Here is a 15,813-nt window from a genome sequence, read left to right as displayed (position 1 = left end):
GTGCTATTTTTATACTAAGCAAATGCATAAAGTAGGAGTATGCTATGGACGTATCTTCAGTAAACTCAGCACCGGTGTCAGCGACACTTGAGACACCTCAACGTGCTTCACAGCAGCAAGTACAGCAACGTAGTGAGCAACCACAGGTATCTGAACCACAATCCTCTCAGCAAACAACTGCAAACACCGACAGTCGTGTGGGATCGCGCGTGGATGTATTTGTTTAAGGACGTGGTGCTGTAGAGCTCATTTCTGTGATTTTGTCGTGAAAACGAATAGTCCGAAGGGCATACAACCCGTGTACATAACTCTTGGACAGACACTCGAATTCATAGAGTTCACTTTTGGCTTTACGCATCATTTCATGGACAGGCACTCTTATTCATCTTAGATGAAAAAGGCTCTGAGTCTGGTTATCTAAGAAGCTTGAGTGTATGTCCGCTCAGACTAGGTCTCTTCTTGAACATAGAGTGTCTGTCCACATAGGCCCTAACTTATGTAAGTCCTTATCTATGAACGTGCATTTAAATTCCCCACCCTTGCAACCTTTTCAGCTCTCTTGGTCACCAAGGCTCTTTTTTTACCAAGCCTCGCAATTCGACAAAAGCGCTAATAGTAACCACCTATTTTGGTAAACCAAAATTATGAAAAATGTCTAATTAGCACGTTTATAAACTGTACTAAAACTGAACTCTTCGGCAGTTTCTTATCCTTTTTTAACCCTCATAATAAAGAAAAATAAGTTTGGGATACGGATATGCCATTACCTCGCTACAAACAAATAAATACAGACGTCACGCCTTATTACCACTGTATTTCTAGATGTGTTCGCCAGTCATTTCTCTGCGGAAAAGACAAAAACTCTGGCACAAATTACGAACATCGACGCAAATGGGTACAAAAAAGACTTCATGAATTAACCAAGGCCTTTGCAATTAACCTTTGTGCATATGCTGTTATGCACAATCATCTACACGTTGTGCTACATATTGCTAAAGCGAGAGCCGAAGCTTGGAGTATGGATGAGGTGCTACTGAGATGGCGTATGTTCTACAAATGCCCTTCCGTAGTTCAGCGATATTTAGATGAGCCTGACGCTGTTTTCACGGATGATGAATTAGCTAAAATTGAGGCGTTGTCTGTTACTTACCGTCAAAGACTCCAATGTATTAGTTGGTTTATGAAGTTGTTGAATGAATATATTGCACGCAAAGCCAATAAAGAGGAAAGGTGTACAGGTTATTTTTGGGAAAGACGTTTTCGTTCACAAGCGATATTGGATGATAAAGCGCTTGCATCCGTCTTGGCCTACGTTGACCTAAACCCAATACGAGCTAACATAGCTTCTACTTTACGAAGTTCAAAGTTTACAAGCATTCAGTACAGGCTGAATGCCCAAAAAGCAGCAAAAATTCCTAAATTCCTAATGCCGTTTAAAGGGCAATGCCCAAGAAGATTTAAATACCTTCCATTTAGTTTTGAAGACTATTTACATCTGCTTGAGCATACTCGCAGTCGGAAGGCCAATATGGAAGTAGGCACTAATATGAAACCAAGTATCTCTCCCCTTACAAAGCTAAATATTACTGAGGAAGACTGGTGTTACATAACAACAAACTTTGAGAAGCTCTTCTGCGGGCCAGTAGGTAGCCCTGACACTATGCACCAATTTGCTGAGGCCACTGATAGACATCGTAGCCCAAACATGGCAAATGCTCAGCGATATCTAGCTTGAGACTAATCAAATAAGCGTTATATGCTGATCTATCAGGGTTCGAATGTTCAAATTTAGATTGCTATGAAGACGCCTGACGTGCCAGTACGTCTACAATATCCTGTGAATTGGTCAAACGACGAATGTCGTTGAATAACAGCTCAGCTTCTGGATATTGTCTTTTCAGGTAACCGCACCACTGTTTTATACGATTAGGATAATACTGACCTTTATCACCAAAAATTTCATAGCCCGAGTATTGTATTAACAATGACGTTAGCTCAGACCAGGGCATCGGAGCGAGAGCATTTTTGATACACAACGCAAGATTGGGAAGTGCAAGCGCTCCTCGACCTACCATCAAATTGATACAGTCAGATTGCTCTTGGCAACGTTTTGCATCTTCAGCACTCCATATTTCTCCGTTGGCTACTAGCGGTATTTCAGTGTGCTGTTTTATCTTCGCAATCCAATCCCAATATGCCGGCGGTTTGTAGCCTTCAGTTTTCGTGCGAGCATGTACAACGAGTTCTGAGGCGCCTGCTTCGGTTATAGCTAAGGCGTTATCGATAGCCAGTGATTTGTCTTCAAACCCCAATCGTATTTTTGCGGAAACCGGGATATTAGCTGGCACGGCATCACGAACGGCTTTAACGATGTTATAGAGGGTCTGTGTTTCTTTTAATAAAACAGCCCCCCCTTTGCTTTTGTTTACGGTTTTGGCTGGGCAACCGAAGTTCAAATCGACCCCAGGTGACCCCAGCTCAATTGCGGTTTGCGCATTCTCAGCAAGCCACTCGGGGTGTTGTCCAAGTAACTGAACTCTTACGGGAACACCAGAAGGCGTTTTGCCACCGTTATGCAACTCTGGACACAGACGATAAAAGGTTTTCTTGGGCAGTTTTTGATCCACAACACGCACAAACTCAGTAACGCACTGATCGAAGCCACCCACACGGGTAAGCATGTCTCTCATAAGGTGGTCAACAACGCCCTCCATAGGGGCAAGCATCACTTTCATCGACGAATATTCTCTAAATATCAGCATAAAAATCGGCGCGAGAGTTTAACAAAAACGCTAACCGCCTGCTACGAAGAAAAATTAAATTGTGTTTTTAAACTAAGTGATCGTTATGTGGATTTTTACGTGGACAGACACTCTTAACTGAATTGTTAACAGCCTAATACAATAGAAGAGGAGCCATAGCTGTGAGTGACTGTCTGCATAGTTTGTAAGTGACTGTCCATGCAATTGCATGCAATTGAAAAGTGCTGATGTAGATGGTTTGATGGGTATTTAAGTGTCTGTCCACGAAACAGATACATGACACTCTAAACCAGAAAGTTGTTGAGTATTTAAGTGTCTGTCCATGTAATTTGTGCATGAAACAGATACACGAAACATATACATGACACACTAAACCAGAGAGTTGTTGAGTATTTAAGTGCCTGTCCACGTAATTTGCTTAAGTGTCAGTCCACGTGATTTGAGCATTAATGCTGCACATAATGTTTTTGCTGAAGTTGAATAGCCTGTTGCTACTGTTGATTATTAGACGCGCTAGCTTCGACTAACTTACTCAGCCTTGTGAAAACACCTTTCTTTTGTTCAATTGAGAATGAACGCCAATTCACTATTTCTTCGATTGTGCGTTTACAACCTATGCAAACATCTTCGTCGTTGAGTTTGCATTGGGCGATACATGGTGATTCAGGGTACATTTTTAGCGTTCAGTACTTATGTTGTTTATGGCGCCGTTGCAGAATTGCGCACTTTGGGAGTTGGCAATCATTGATATTGTGCTTGCAGATAATTCTTTATTTGACCACAAACACACGTAACACCCAAATCGAGCTTGCAAATACGCGTCAAAATCAGACTCTGTTCTTGCGTCGAATTTTACCAAATTTTGCTTATTGCCGTCGTAAATTACCGCAGAAAATGTAAACACATGAGCCTCCTTAACAGAAGGCTCAATATACATCTAGACGTCTAAACGTTCAAGCGTCTATTTAATAAAATCTAATGCGGCGCAAATTGCTGCTACTTGTGCATCATTACAGTTCTGAGGCGTTGCATTCTCACTATCTGGATACACTTCGGTGGTCGTTACGTATTTCGCATCTGTCATACCACCACATAGAAAAAGAGACTTTTTGTCATAGCAAATCACGCCATCACTCACTACATTAGCCCCAATGATCTTACCGTTTTTATCAGGAGGTGCGATATGTGTAACTTCTCTTACCGCGTCTATAACCGACTTTTGGAATTCAATTTCTGGGCTTGGAGTATTGGCAACGGTGTAAAAGCCGTCAGGAATATTCCAATTGTCGTGTGTCACTCCGTCCCTTGCAGCCAGTGCTGGCCTAAACTCACTATTGTCGGTATCAGTTGTCTCATGAAGGTCAATGTGTAAAGCAAAAGGCAGGTTTAATGAATCGACAAACTTCATTACCTGTGCAGCTTCTGGAGATGGGGAATCGACAAAGAACGAACGGTTGGGATCTATTGCCATCGGATTCCACCGATTAATGGTTTCATACCCCCAAGGGCTAACGCAGGGAACCACAACAACATTAAACTGCTCTGCATAGTCCTTTAAACGTGTTTCAATAAACTGCAATGCCCCCTGTACACCGCTAGTCTCGTAACCATGCACACCACCAGTGACAAGAGCACTAGGCTTCGCATTGTCAAATTCAACTGGCACTACTGCAAAAAGCGGATAGCGTGATTCATCATACGGCAGCGCTCCGTAAGCTAGCTTTTTGAAGCCATCTGGCACAATACTCTCAAGCTTATCTAACACTTCTTCTCGATAGCTTCTTTGAACTGTTTGTCTCGCTTTCCACTGCAATTTTTCGTCATCAGTCCAAGGTGTTCCTGGCGTGCCTATTGGATAGTGTTGCATTTATCGTCTCCATTTTTATTTTGTCGTGATTCTAGCAGTTTACAGCGGTGGAGTAAGACAAAGTAAGACTGAATAACAATTATCATCGGTAGCAAGACGCACAAAGACCTATTGAACTAGCCTTCGCCCAACTCTTTTAATGATGCTGCTAATGAATAAATATAAGTAGGCATCTGAATGAAATCTAATTAAAGTGCCTGTCCACGTTAAGCAGACATCAGACGCAGCGAGGAAATCCGATCAATAAGAGTGTCTGTCCACAATATAAAGCGCGATTTAATCCGACCAACAAAAGAGTCTGTCCACGATGTAGGACGCATGATGTAAGGTGCGTTATTAAAGGTAAAATTTTCTGGAATAAGGCAGTAGAAACAAAAAAACCAGCCGGATGGCTGGTTTTTTGATATGGCGTCCCCTAGGGGATTCGAACCCCTGTTACCGCCGTGAAAGGGCGGTGTCCTAGGCCTCTAGACGAAGGGGACAGAAATTTTGCTAGTGAAGTGAAGCTTCACTAAATTTCTGTAAGGCGAGAAGAACTCTGCGAATCGAGCGACCTTATCCTTACCGAAATTTCCGTCCGGAGTTAAATACTCCAGCCTATTTCACAGTTTTAAACGACTGTGACGCGATAAAATGGCGTCCCCTAGGGGATTCGAACCCCTGTTACCGCCGTGAAAGGGCGGTGTCCTAGGCCTCTAGACGAAGGGGACTGAAAATCTTTTTTCGAAAGCTTCGCTTTCGAGATTTTCAGTAAGGCGAAGTGAGCCAGCGAACTGAGCGACCTTTCCTTACTGATTTTTCAGTCAGAAGTTGTGTTAACAACTCCAGCCTATTTCACAGTATTAATCGACTGTGACGCGATAAAATATGGCGTCCCCTAGGGGATTCGAACCCCTGTTACCGCCGTGAAAGGGCGGTGTCCTAGGCCTCTAGACGAAGGGGACTGAAAATCTTTTTTCGAAAGCTTCGCTTTCGAGATTTTCAGTAAGGCGAAGTGAGCCAGCGAACTGAGCGACCTTTCCTTACTGATTTTTCAGTCAGAAGTTGAATCATCAACTCCAGCCTATTTCACAGTATTAATCGACTGTGACGCGATAAAATATGGCGTCCCCTAGGGGATTCGAACCCCTGTTACCGCCGTGAAAGGGCGGTGTCCTAGGCCTCTAGACGAAGGGGACAGAAATTTTGCTAGTGAAGCAAAGCTTCACTAAATTTCTGTAAGGCGAGATGAGCTCTGCGAATCGAGCGACATTATCCTTACTGAAACTTCCGTCCGGAGATAAAAACTCCAGCCTATATAACCAAGCTACATTCAATTTCTTGTGTGTAATCTGGTGGAGCCAGGCGGGATCGAACCGCCGACCTCCTGCATGCCATGCAGGCGCTCTCCCAGCTGAGCTATGGCCCCGTCATGCATCAGTCAGTGTTATGTGACTGTTCCGTGACAGCGGGGCGCATTCTAGGCATCCCCCCCTGTCATGTCAACGCTTTTTTTATGAATTTTCTCTGTTTGCTATAAAAGTAAGCGCTTTGTCGATTCTCTCGCCAATTTTCTCTTTTGACAATAGATTCAACGTGATATCAAGCGAAGGAGAATTGCCACCACCTGTAACTGCTACACGCAGCGGCATACCTACTTTGCCCATACCTACTTCTAATTCTTCGGCGGTACCATTAATAGCAGCTTGAATATTTTCAGGGTTCCACTCTTCAATTGCCATTAATTTATCTTTAACTAGCTCAAGAGGACCTCTTGCAACCGGACGAAGGTGCTTTTTCGCAGCATTCGCATCAAAATCTTCGTAATCTTGATAAAAGTAGGTAGAAATCTCTGCCAGCTCTTTTAAAGTCTTAACACGGTCTGCTTGAATGGCAATTACCGATTCAAGTGCAGGGCCTGTAGTTAAATCTACATTCAACTCATCAAAATGCCATTTTGCATGCGCAGCAACTTCACTCGCAGGTAGCTCTTTAATGTAATGTTGGTTTAACCAAATTAGCTTTTCAGTATTGAATGCCGACGCCGACTGTCCAATAGCATCCAAACTAAACTTCTCAATCATTTCATCAAGAGTGAAAATTTCTTGATCGCCATGAGACCACCCTAGCCTTACAAGATAGTTTAGTACTGCTTGAGGAAGGAAGCCATCATCACGATATTGCATTACGCTTACTGCACCGTGGCGCTTCGACAGCTTTTTACCATCGTCACCCAATATCATTGACACGTGCGCGTATTCTGGTACTGGTGCACCTAGCGCTTCCAATATATTAATTTGGCGAGGCGTGTTGTTAATATGGTCTTCACCGCGCACAACGTGAGTAATGCCCATATCCCAATCATCTACCACTACGCAGAAATTATACGTTGGTGTGCCGTCACTACGCTGTATGATTAAATCATCAAGCTCAGTGTTACTTATTTCAATTTTGCCACGAACGTGGTCATTAATAACCACTGTACCTTCTAGCGGGTTCTTGAAGCGAATAACGAAAGGCTGATCTTCAGGGTGATCGGTTCTATCTCTCCACGTTCCAGGGTAACGAGGTTTTTCGCCGCGCTCTTTCTGTGCTTCACGAATGCCGTCTAATTCTTCCGAGCTCATAAAGCACTTGTACGCTTTACCTTCATCTAAGAGCTGTTGGATTAGCTCTTTATAACGGTCGAAGCGCGCTGTTTGATAAATAGGACCTGTGTCCCACGTTAGTCCAAGCCACTGCATGCCATCTAAAATAGCTTGCTTCGCTTCTTCTGTAGAACGCTCGATATCTGTATCTTCAATACGAAGAACAAACTCGCCACCTTTGTTTTTAGCAACAAGCCAAGAATAAAGCGCAGTACGCGCGCCACCAACGTGAAGATAGCCTGTTGGGCTAGGTGCAAATCGTGTAACAACCGACATGATCACTCTCTATTTAAACAATTCCAAAAAGTTGCGCGCATTCTACCAGTGTAAGCAACACTTCAAAAGTAAGATGATGAGTTCTGTTAGTAATAAAGATTCAGAGCTACATATATGCGCGCGGAATGCGTTCTGAATTTTGGGAAACTTATTAAGATAAAAGCTATGTAATTAACCTAAATCGGTGCTCTTTTCATCAATTTAATCAATATCCCAGCAGAATGTTTAAAATTCGGGCATGCAGTCATTTTTCTTTAATTTTATTGTTGACACTATCGGAACCGACTCTATAATACCGCCCCACTTGCTTCGGCAAGGATTGAAAAAATGGACGCTTAGCTCAGTTGGGAGAGCATCGCCCTTACAAGGCGAGGGTCACTGGTTCAAGCCCAGTAGCGTCCACCACTTTTCAATCGCATTTAAAATATGGACGCTTAGCTCAGTTGGGAGAGCATCGCCCTTACAAGGCGAGGGTCACTGGTTCAAGCCCAGTAGCGTCCACCACTTTTCAAATGCATTCAAAATATGGACGCTTAGCTCAGTTGGGAGAGCATCGCCCTTACAAGGCGAGGGTCACTGGTTCAAGCCCAGTAGCGTCCACCACTTTTCAAATGCATTCAAAATATGGACGCTTAGCTCAGTTGGAAGAGCATCGCCCTTACAAGGCGAGGGTCACTGGTTCAAGCCCAGTAGCGTCCACCATTCTTTTTCTATATCGAATTCAAATAACCAGCTCCTCTTTTAGCGCATCGTATAGCCTTAGGCTAATTTTACCCCATTAAAGCTTTTTCCCTTACGCTCCGATACATTGTATATTGTTGATATTGTGCCCAATACAATGAACGTATCTATACTTACCGAAGTACAAAATCGTGGTATTGTGTAAAAATACGCCTTAAGGACAAAGCCTAAATGAAACTAAACTTAGCGAAAAATACTAAGTTACTGATTGCAGAAGACCAAGTGCTGGCAAAAAGCCACATGCACTATGCGCTTCAGCAGTTGGGTTTCAAGAATATGGACTATGTTGACAGGCCCTCGTCTGCACTTTCAGCAATGCAGCAACACGACTACGATGCCATTATATGCTCTTACAGCCTGCGCTCTGAACAAGGCGGCTATTTTCTGCTAGAGCAGCTTACCCATGAAAAAGCACTTCCGCTTACTAGCGCTTTCATCTTTACCAGTGCCGATACTTCAACAGAAGTGGTTCACGCTATCATCGAGCTACAGCCAGACGAATTTATTGCAAAGCCGTTTTCTGTTAACGAACTAGATAAGCGTTTAAGCCGTGTTTTGTCGCGTAAAAAGGCGCTAAAAAATGTTTATCGTTTTATGGATTCAGGCGACCATGAGCGCGCATTGGCGGAAGTAGAACACTTTCTTGTGCAACCAGAAAATGCAGATCACTACCCTCTTGCGTTTAAGATAAAGGGCGATCTGCTTTTATTAACCGAACGTTTTCAGCAAGCCGTTGCCTTTTACGAGTCGATAATTAATGTTCAGGAATTTAATTGGGCAAAACTCGGTATAGCCACTGCGCTTCTAGCACTCGACGAATTAGATGACGCGGAACGAGAAATTATACAGTTGGCTATGCGTCCAGATTCGGCACTAAATGCTTACGACTTATTAGCACAAGTCCAAATAAAGCGTTCAGAATTCGATGATGCATTGGAAAGTACGCACTTAGCATGCGACATTTCACCGCGAAATATCGCTCGCCACCAGCAGGCGTTAAATCTAGCTCGTATCACTCACGACTATGAAAGCCAGTTCAACAGCGCTAGAAAAATGGTGCGATATGCCAAAGGGTCAATACACGATAAGCCCGAGGTTTACTTAACTGCGGCACGGGCAGGTGTAGATTTCGCAATGACGTCAGAACCTGAGCATATACATAGCATCATAAAGCAATCGAATGAATACCTAAGGCAACTCAAACAAGCTCACCCTAAGGCTTCATTAAGTGATGAACTTGCCGTTATTGAAGCGCGAATGCACTATTTGAAAGATGATACCTTGAAAGCGCAAACCCTGTTGTCAGAGTTCTATACCGATCATAGCGAGCAGCACTCAACTGAAGCGCTACTCGACCGCGCGAAGGCTCTTCATGAAGTGGGAATGAAAAAAGAGTCACTTAAAATTCTAGACGCTATTGCTGACAAGCAAACACATAGCGCTGGCGAGGTTGATTTGGTGCAGACTTACCTAAAACAAGAGCGAGCCGAAAAGAAAGCCATCTCGCTAAGTCCGAAAGTGCTAAACAACACAGCAGTTGCGCAATACAAGAAAGGCAACTTAGAGCAGTCGTACAATATCTTTGCGCAAGCGTTCCGCGTAATGCCTAAAAACCCGTCTATTGCACTAAACTATTTGCAGGCTATACTGCGGGCACGAAAGGCAAATACAGCACTTCTACCAAATACTAGGCAGGCAATAAAAAACTGTAGAGAAATTTTAGAATCTGCCGTGCTTACCAGCGACCAACAAACCCGTTACGATTCGGTTAAGCAAATACTTAGCAACGCCTAGCAGAAAAGATTAATTGGTATAAACCACAACTGTCTCGTCGAATATTTTGTCTTTGTATTCAAGCTCATGACTAAACGACATCCCTAGTTTTTTCATAATATTGATAGACGCTGCATTGTCTGGGTTTGCGATGGCAGAAAATTTTTCTACACCTATTTCGTACAACGCTTCTTTTACCGTTAATGCAGCTTCGGTCGCGTAGCCTTTACCCCAACTAGACTGTTTAAAGCGCCAGCCTAATTCAATATTATCGGTTTCAGGATGTTGGGTGAAAAAGCCGAAGGGCCTAACAAGGATCCAGCCTATACTTTCACCATCGTCCAATTTGTCGACACGCCATAGGCCCCAGCCGAAAGCAAAATTAGAGAATGCTTGCACTCTAGGAATGAAAATGTTTTGGATATCTTCTTTTGAAGACTTTTTACCGCCGTTGATGTACTTCATAACTAGTTCATCCTGATCTAGTTCCCATAAGAAATCAGCGTCTGATTCGGTAATGTAGTGGTAAGAAAGACGCGCACTGTCCGTGATATGCATATACTTCCTTTATTATTGTTCTTAAACGTTACAGCTTTTTTGAATATAGCCTATTTTTACATCAAACCAAATAAAAATCAGGGTCTTTAACCGCCCAGCATGGCAAGGTGTTTGGTAGCCCCGGTTTTTCGTTCGTGTAAATAGTGTGTTTCGTGCTTCTGACCCAGCACGTTTTGTAAGAACGCGACCACATCATTTACGTTTCCACTGGTCAATAAATCGCGCATATCAATACCGTTTTCACTGAATAAACATAAATGAAGCTTTCCTGGCGCTGAAACTCTCAACCTGTTGCAGGTTTTACAGAAGTCTTTACTGTACGGCATTATCAGGCCAATACGCCCTTTATAGTCAGGGTGATAAAACTCTTGCGCAGGGCCCGCATCTTTTCGTCTTAATAACGGTTGCCAACCCATTTCAATTAACGTGTCTTTAAGGGGAGAGCCGCTTTGGTGCTGCTGGTTAAAAAATTGCGGTAAGTTACCGGTCTCCATCAACTCGATAAAGCGAAGAGTGACAGGCATATCCTTTAACCACGCTAAAAAGCGCTGGAGGCGACTATCTGAAAAATCATTCAGCAGTACTGAATTTACTTTTACGTCTAAACCACAGTCTATCGCGGCATCAAGCCCGCGCAACACTGCCTGAAGTTTATCTTGCCCTGTAATTGCAGCGAACTGTCTAGGGTCAAGACTATCAATGCTAACGTTTACTTGATGAAGCCCAGCCTGTTTCCACTGGGATGCGAATTTTTCCATTCTCGCACCATGCGTGGTCATTGCTACCCGCTCAATACCGGGCGTGTTTGCAGTAAGCTGTAAAATATCGAGGAAATCACGGCGCAGTGTGGGTTCGCCACCTGTAAGGCGTACTTTGGACGTACCCAATTGTGCAAACGCTTTAAGAAGAATGTCGATTTCAGCAAGCGACATGAATTGATCACTAGATGGACCTTCGTATCCGTCAGGTAAACAATACTGACAACGAAAGTTGCACGCTTCGGTAACGGACAAACGTAAATAATGAAATTGTCTACCGAAACTATCTTCTAACAAACCAACCTCTCGTCACTATATAATTAATGTTTAATCTTCCCGTTAAACCGTGAACTAAGTCACCGCTTAGTTGAGCTGCTTCCGAATTACTCAACGCCGTTACTATCTCTATTCACAAGTTCACATGCAGATTAAAACGTTTCACACCAATAAAAAAGACCAAATTAATCTCTTATATATTTCATTGCGTATTCTTGTCGGCTTGAAACACAAAACTCGTGTTATCTTAAACGCAATGTCGCATCGTTAACCATCACGCTTTAGAGCTTCACTATACACGAATATGAGAAGAAACCGATTCCCAACTAACGCCGACGAACCCGTAAAATGGCAAACCTTATCGCAACTATGGCCTTATTTGCTTGAGTTTAAGCGCCGTGTGGCACTTGCCATACTGTGCCTTATTGCAGCGAAATTAGCCAGTATCGGCCTGCCCTACGTGCTGAAATATACGGTGGACAGCTTAAATGGCGACCTCACCACGCTAGCTATTGCGGTGCCTATAAGTTTAGTGATTGCCTATGGAGCGCTGAGATTAATTAATGTGTTGCTTGGTGAAATACGCGACACATTGTTTGGACGGGTCACCGAACGTGCAATGCGACGACTTGGATTAAAAGTTTTTAAGCATCTTCACAACCTTGATTTAGGTTTTCACTTAAACCGACGTACTGGCGGTTTGTCACGAGATATAGAGCGTGGCACCAGCGGCATAAGTTTCTTAATGCGTTTTATGGTGTTTAACATCGTGCCCACGCTATTAGAAATTAGTTTAGTAGTTGGCCTGCTGCTATTTCAGTTTGGTGTGTCGTTTGCGCTTATTATTGTGATAAGCGTGGTGGCCTACATCGGCTTTTCCATGAAAGCTACCGACTGGCGTACGCGTTTTGTTGTACAAATGAATGAAGCCGATTCAACAACCAATTCGCGCGCAGTAGACAGCTTATTAAATTTTGAAACAGTTAAATACTTTAATAATGAACAGTTTGAAGCCAACCGCTACGACACCGACTTAGCAGCGTGGGAAAAGGCGCGCAGAAAAAACCGATTATCGCTTTTCGCATTAAATGGTGGTCAAGCCAGTATTATCGCCATTGCCATGACATCTATGATGGCCAACGCGGCATATGGTGTAATAAACGGCACTATGACCATTGGTGACTTTGTGCTTATTAACGCCTTTACGATGCAAATATTCATGCCGCTAAACTTTCTTGGATTTGTTTATAGAGAGATCCGCGGTAGCTTGGCGAATATCGATAAGTTATTCAGCCTGCTGGAACAGGTGCCTGCAATAAGCGATAGTTTAGACGCCAAACCATTAAACACTACTAACCCAGAGATAAGGTTCGACAATGTTGCGTTCGCCTATAATGAAAAACGCCAAATTCTAAATGGCATAAGCTTTACGGTTCCGGCGGGTGCTAAGGTAGCAGTAGTGGGTGAAAGCGGCGCTGGAAAATCTACGTTAATGAAGCTCCTGTTTCGCTTTTACGAGCCAACGCAGGGCGCAGTATGCATAGACGGGCAAGACATTCGCTCACTTACTCAGCAAAGCGTACGCAACCATATTGGTATTGTGCCCCAAGACACTGTTCTGTTTAACACCTCGCTAATTGAAAATATCCGCTATGGAAAGCCGGATGCTACCGATGATGAAATTGAGAAGGTAATTAAACTGGCTCACCTTGAAGACTTTGTAGCCAAACTACCAGAAAAACTAGAGACAACGGTTGGAGAACGTGGCTTAAAACTCTCTGGTGGCGAAAAACAGCGCGTAGCAATAGCCAGAGCATTGTTAAAAGGCGCGCCAATAATGATTTTTGATGAAGCGACCAGCTCCCTTGATAGCACATCTGAGCGTGCTATTTTATCTGCACTGCAAAATGCTGCCAAAGGCCACACAAGCTTAGTAATCGCACACAGGCTATCAACCATTGTGGATGCAGATAAAATTTTGGTGCTTAAACAAGGTAATATTGTTGAAGAAGGCACACACAGCGAGTTGTTGAGCAAAAACGGAGAGTACGCTCAATTATGGCAAGCTCAGCTTCGCGACAAAACAGAGAGTAACGATGGATCCCAATCAAATTAAAGCGGCTATCAACCAAGTTATGCCCTTTGGCAAGTACTCTGGAAGGCGCTTGTTTCATTTGCCTGAACCTTATTTGGTGTGGTTTCACAAACAAGGCTTTCCAAACAATACATTAGGTAAACAACTGGCGCTGATGTACGAAATTAAGCTAAACGGCTTAGAGTCGGTTGTAGAACCTTTATTAAACGACGATTAACGCAAAAAATTAGTAATGTTAGCAAGACCAAGAAAACAGCGACGAAGCGAAGTAAACCAACGTATTCGCAAACTACATGAAGCCATTGCCGATAAGGTATTAGCCAATCCAGATTTATTAGATGGTATTGAAGCTAAGCTAAAACAACGCTATGAATCAAAAATGATGCGATATGGCAGCTATATGCTGTGGAAAAGCATTTTAGAAACGGTAAATCAGCCCGATGTGTTCAAAGCACTGCTTCTTGCAGAGGATGAGCGTACCGCTAACCTGCGACGAGAAACCATTTTCACGGGCGTATTAACGGAAGAAGAGCGCACTAGCGCTCTTCAAAACTAACCAATAGCGAGACGTGCATCTGGATACTTAATTCGGCTGCTGCGAGGACTTGCAATAAAGTACGCCAGTGAGCGCTTTATGCTTACTGGCGTGCTTTATTTTCATATTTCTTATTCGCAAATTGCTAGTTACGCACTACGCAAATGATCGGCCACTAAAAATGCCATTTCAAGTACTTGGTCTGCATTTAAGCGCGGGTCGCACTGCGTTTTATACGCTTGCGCCAGGTCGTCGTCACTTATTTGATAAGCACCACCAGTACATTCGGTAACGTGTTGACCCGTCATCTCAAGGTGAATACCACCAGCATGGGTTCCCTCTGCTTCGTGAGCTTGAAAGAACTGCTTAATTTCACGCAAAATAGCATCGAAATTACGGGTTTTGTAACCGCTTGATGCAGAGAACGTGTTGCCGTGCATTGGATCAGAGCTCCATACCACGTGACGCCCTTCCTCTTTAACGCGGCGAAGAAGACGCGGTAAATTGTCTGCCAAGTTATCAGCACCCATGCGCGTTATTAGCGTTAAGCGACCAGGGTCGTTTGACGGGTTAAGTGCATCTATCAAACGAATAAGCTCGTCTTCCTGCATACTTGGCCCCACTTTCACACCAATTGGGTTGTGAATACCGCGGAAGAACTCTACATGTGCATGATCTAGCTGACGGGTACGTTCACCAATCCACACCATGTGCGCAGAACAGTCGTAAGGTTTACCCGTTAGGGTATCAATACGCGTAAGTGCTTGCTCATAGTTAAGCAACAATGCCTCGTGTGAGGTAAATAATGAGGTTTCATGCAGCGTAGTGCTGGTTTGCGCATTAATGCCAATCACGTCCATAAATGCCAGCGTGTCTTGAATACGCGTGGCCATATCCGAATAGCGCTCTTTCAACGGGTTATTTTCAACAAATGCCATGTTCCAGCGGTTCACTTCGTGAAGATCGGCCAAACCGCCCTGTGCAAAAGCGCGCAGCAAGTTAAGCGTTGAGGCGCTGCGATGATAAGCTTCAAGTAAACGGTCTGGATCTGGGCGGCGTGCCGCTTCGGTAAACTCAAAGTTATTGATTATGTCGCCGCGATAGCTTGGCAGCGTAACACCATTACGGGTTTCAAAATCTGAAGAGCGCGGCTTTGCGTACTGCCCTGCCATTCTCGCTACCTTTGTTACCGGGCAACGACCAGCAAAGGTAAGCACAATGGCCATTTGCAGCAACACTTTAAACGTATCGCGAATTTTAGGCGCATTAAACTCATCAAAAGATTCAGCACAATCGCCACCTTGTAATAGGAAGCCCTTTCCTAAGCTTACTTCACCTAGCTGACGGCGCAGTTCACGAGCTTCAGCTGCAAAAACGAGTGGCGGATACGTACTAAGTGTTTGCTCTACTTCTTGTAATCGTACTTTGTCTTCGTACTCGGGTTGTTGAAGAATAGGTTTATTTCTCCAACTATCTACTTGCCAATTACTCAACGGTGTTCTCCTGAAAATATTAACGTAGGGCAAACGTTTTAATATTGATAAT

General features: G+C 43.7%; 14 protein-coding genes and 9 tRNA genes. 10 read left to right on the top strand and 13 right to left on the bottom strand.

Features of this window, described 5'->3' with window-relative positions:
* Nucleotides 1-44: 44 nt before the first annotated feature.
* Nucleotides 45-227: a hypothetical protein gene (locus tag V7R35_RS02820; RefSeq protein ID WP_334013166.1), complete on the top strand. Its 183-nt coding sequence runs from the start codon at nt 45-47 to the stop codon at nt 225-227.
* 530 nt (nt 228-757) lie between these two features.
* Complete coding sequence (locus V7R35_RS02815; protein WP_334013165.1) at nt 758-1,735, top strand: hypothetical protein; 978 nt, start codon at nt 758-760, stop codon at nt 1,733-1,735.
* A gap of 61 nt (nt 1,736-1,796) precedes the next feature.
* Here the strand turns inward: V7R35_RS02815 and V7R35_RS02810 are convergent, their stop codons facing one another.
* The 10 genes from V7R35_RS02810 to gltX all read right to left on the bottom strand — a co-directional run bounded on the left by V7R35_RS02810 (nt 1,797) and on the right by gltX (nt 7,532).
* Nucleotides 1,797-2,735, bottom strand: coding sequence for a tRNA-dihydrouridine synthase (locus V7R35_RS02810; RefSeq protein WP_334013267.1), 939 nt, complete (start codon nt 2,733-2,735; stop codon nt 1,797-1,799).
* A gap of 518 nt (nt 2,736-3,253) precedes the next feature.
* Nucleotides 3,254-3,436: a DUF1289 domain-containing protein gene (locus tag V7R35_RS02805; RefSeq protein WP_334013164.1), complete on the bottom strand. Its 183-nt coding sequence runs from the start codon at nt 3,434-3,436 to the stop codon at nt 3,254-3,256.
* Between the two features lie 2 nt (nt 3,437-3,438).
* On the bottom strand, nt 3,439-3,666 hold the full coding sequence (locus tag V7R35_RS02800) for a hypothetical protein (RefSeq protein ID WP_334013163.1): 228 nt from the start codon (nt 3,664-3,666) through the stop codon (nt 3,439-3,441).
* 57 nt (nt 3,667-3,723) lie between these two features.
* Nucleotides 3,724-4,629, bottom strand: a complete 906-nt coding sequence (locus tag V7R35_RS02795; RefSeq protein WP_334013162.1) for a M14 family metallopeptidase — start codon at nt 4,627-4,629, stop codon at nt 3,724-3,726.
* A 406-nt stretch (nt 4,630-5,035) separates the two neighbouring features.
* Nucleotides 5,036-5,111 (bottom strand) — tRNA-Glu (locus V7R35_RS02790).
* Between the two features lie 152 nt (nt 5,112-5,263).
* Nucleotides 5,264-5,339 (bottom strand) — tRNA-Glu (locus V7R35_RS02785).
* Between the two features lie 158 nt (nt 5,340-5,497).
* A tRNA-Glu gene (locus V7R35_RS02780) sits at nt 5,498-5,573 on the bottom strand.
* Between the two features lie 158 nt (nt 5,574-5,731).
* Nucleotides 5,732-5,807: transfer RNA gene (locus V7R35_RS02775), tRNA-Glu, on the bottom strand.
* 154 nt (nt 5,808-5,961) lie between these two features.
* Nucleotides 5,962-6,037 (bottom strand) — tRNA-Ala (locus V7R35_RS02770).
* Between the two features lie 85 nt (nt 6,038-6,122).
* Nucleotides 6,123-7,532 carry a glutamate--tRNA ligase gene (gltX, locus tag V7R35_RS02765; protein WP_334013161.1) on the bottom strand — a complete coding sequence of 470 codons (1,410 nt, stop codon included), beginning with the start codon at nt 7,530-7,532 and terminating at the stop codon, nt 6,123-6,125.
* A 329-nt stretch (nt 7,533-7,861) separates the two neighbouring features.
* Here gltX and V7R35_RS02760 point away from each other — a divergent pair.
* The 5 genes from V7R35_RS02760 to V7R35_RS02740 all read left to right on the top strand — a co-directional run bounded on the left by V7R35_RS02760 (nt 7,862) and on the right by V7R35_RS02740 (nt 10,067).
* Nucleotides 7,862-7,937: transfer RNA gene (locus V7R35_RS02760), tRNA-Val, on the top strand.
* 23 nt (nt 7,938-7,960) lie between these two features.
* Nucleotides 7,961-8,036: transfer RNA gene (locus V7R35_RS02755), tRNA-Val, on the top strand.
* A 23-nt stretch (nt 8,037-8,059) separates the two neighbouring features.
* Nucleotides 8,060-8,135: transfer RNA gene (locus V7R35_RS02750), tRNA-Val, on the top strand.
* Between the two features lie 23 nt (nt 8,136-8,158).
* Nucleotides 8,159-8,234 (top strand) — tRNA-Val (locus V7R35_RS02745).
* Between the two features lie 210 nt (nt 8,235-8,444).
* Nucleotides 8,445-10,067 carry a response regulator gene (locus V7R35_RS02740; protein WP_334013160.1) on the top strand — a complete coding sequence of 541 codons (1,623 nt, stop codon included), beginning with the start codon at nt 8,445-8,447 and terminating at the stop codon, nt 10,065-10,067.
* Nucleotides 10,068-10,076: 9 nt separating this feature from the next.
* Here V7R35_RS02740 and V7R35_RS02735 read toward each other — a convergent pair whose 3' ends face one another.
* Both V7R35_RS02735 and moaA read right to left on the bottom strand, forming a co-directional pair.
* Nucleotides 10,077-10,604 (bottom strand): GNAT family N-acetyltransferase, encoded by a 528-nt coding sequence (locus V7R35_RS02735; protein ID WP_334013158.1) that lies wholly within the window; start codon nt 10,602-10,604, stop codon nt 10,077-10,079.
* Nucleotides 10,605-10,690: 86 nt separating this feature from the next.
* On the bottom strand, nt 10,691-11,659 hold the full coding sequence (moaA, locus tag V7R35_RS02730) for a GTP 3',8-cyclase MoaA (RefSeq protein ID WP_334013157.1): 969 nt from the start codon (nt 11,657-11,659) through the stop codon (nt 10,691-10,693).
* Nucleotides 11,660-11,942: 283 nt separating this feature from the next.
* Between moaA and V7R35_RS02725 the strand changes: the two genes are divergently transcribed.
* The 3 genes from V7R35_RS02725 to V7R35_RS02715 are packed head-to-tail and all read left to right on the top strand — an operon-like array spanning nt 11,943 to nt 14,289.
* Nucleotides 11,943-13,754 carry an ABCB family ABC transporter ATP-binding protein/permease gene (locus V7R35_RS02725; RefSeq protein ID WP_334013155.1) on the top strand — a complete coding sequence of 604 codons (1,812 nt, stop codon included), beginning with the start codon at nt 11,943-11,945 and terminating at the stop codon, nt 13,752-13,754.
* The gene (locus V7R35_RS02720) at nt 13,735-13,950 is read left to right on the top strand and encodes a DUF3820 family protein (RefSeq protein WP_334013153.1); all 216 of its coding nucleotides are present in this window, start codon (nt 13,735-13,737) and stop codon (nt 13,948-13,950) included. The genes V7R35_RS02725 and V7R35_RS02720 overlap by 20 nt, the downstream gene beginning before the upstream one ends.
* 15 nt (nt 13,951-13,965) lie before the next feature.
* Nucleotides 13,966-14,289 carry a hypothetical protein gene (locus tag V7R35_RS02715; protein ID WP_334013151.1) on the top strand — a complete coding sequence of 108 codons (324 nt, stop codon included), beginning with the start codon at nt 13,966-13,968 and terminating at the stop codon, nt 14,287-14,289.
* Between the two features lie 128 nt (nt 14,290-14,417).
* Here the strand turns inward: V7R35_RS02715 and V7R35_RS02710 are convergent, their stop codons facing one another.
* A complete protein-coding gene (locus V7R35_RS02710) occupies nt 14,418-15,761 on the bottom strand; it encodes a class II 3-deoxy-7-phosphoheptulonate synthase (RefSeq protein ID WP_334013149.1) in 1,344 nt (447 codons plus the stop codon).
* Nucleotides 15,762-15,813 lie beyond the last annotated feature (52 nt).

This window comes from Alteromonas sp. S167, assembly GCF_036864375.1.
Lineage (GTDB): Bacteria > Pseudomonadota > Gammaproteobacteria > Enterobacterales > Alteromonadaceae > Alteromonas.
Note: the sequence above shows the minus strand (reverse complement) of the source record. Positions and strands in the feature narration are given on the sequence as shown.

What these genes read in the sequence shown, in the direction of transcription:
- V7R35_RS02795 (WP_334013162.1), bottom strand. Translation starts at nt 4,629, where the DNA reads ATGCAACACTATCCAATAGGCACGCCAGGAACACCTTGGACTGATGAC.
- V7R35_RS02720 (WP_334013153.1), top strand. Translation starts at nt 13,735, where the DNA reads ATGGATCCCAATCAAATTAAAGCGGCTATCAACCAAGTTATGCCCTTT.
- V7R35_RS02805 (WP_334013164.1), bottom strand. Translation starts at nt 3,436, where the DNA reads ATGTACCCTGAATCACCATGTATCGCCCAATGCAAACTCAACGACGAA.
- V7R35_RS02815 (WP_334013165.1), top strand. Translation starts at nt 758, where the DNA reads ATGCCATTACCTCGCTACAAACAAATAAATACAGACGTCACGCCTTAT.
- V7R35_RS02735 (WP_334013158.1), bottom strand. Translation starts at nt 10,604, where the DNA reads ATGCATATCACGGACAGTGCGCGTCTTTCTTACCACTACATTACCGAA.
- V7R35_RS02740 (WP_334013160.1), top strand. Translation starts at nt 8,445, where the DNA reads ATGAAACTAAACTTAGCGAAAAATACTAAGTTACTGATTGCAGAAGAC.
- V7R35_RS02820 (WP_334013166.1), top strand. Translation starts at nt 45, where the DNA reads ATGGACGTATCTTCAGTAAACTCAGCACCGGTGTCAGCGACACTTGAG.
- V7R35_RS02810 (WP_334013267.1), bottom strand. Translation starts at nt 2,735, where the DNA reads ATGAAAGTGATGCTTGCCCCTATGGAGGGCGTTGTTGACCACCTTATG.
- V7R35_RS02725 (WP_334013155.1), top strand. Translation starts at nt 11,943, where the DNA reads ATGAGAAGAAACCGATTCCCAACTAACGCCGACGAACCCGTAAAATGG.
- gltX (WP_334013161.1), bottom strand. Translation starts at nt 7,532, where the DNA reads ATGTCGGTTGTTACACGATTTGCACCTAGCCCAACAGGCTATCTTCAC.
- V7R35_RS02715 (WP_334013151.1), top strand. Translation starts at nt 13,966, where the DNA reads ATGTTAGCAAGACCAAGAAAACAGCGACGAAGCGAAGTAAACCAACGT.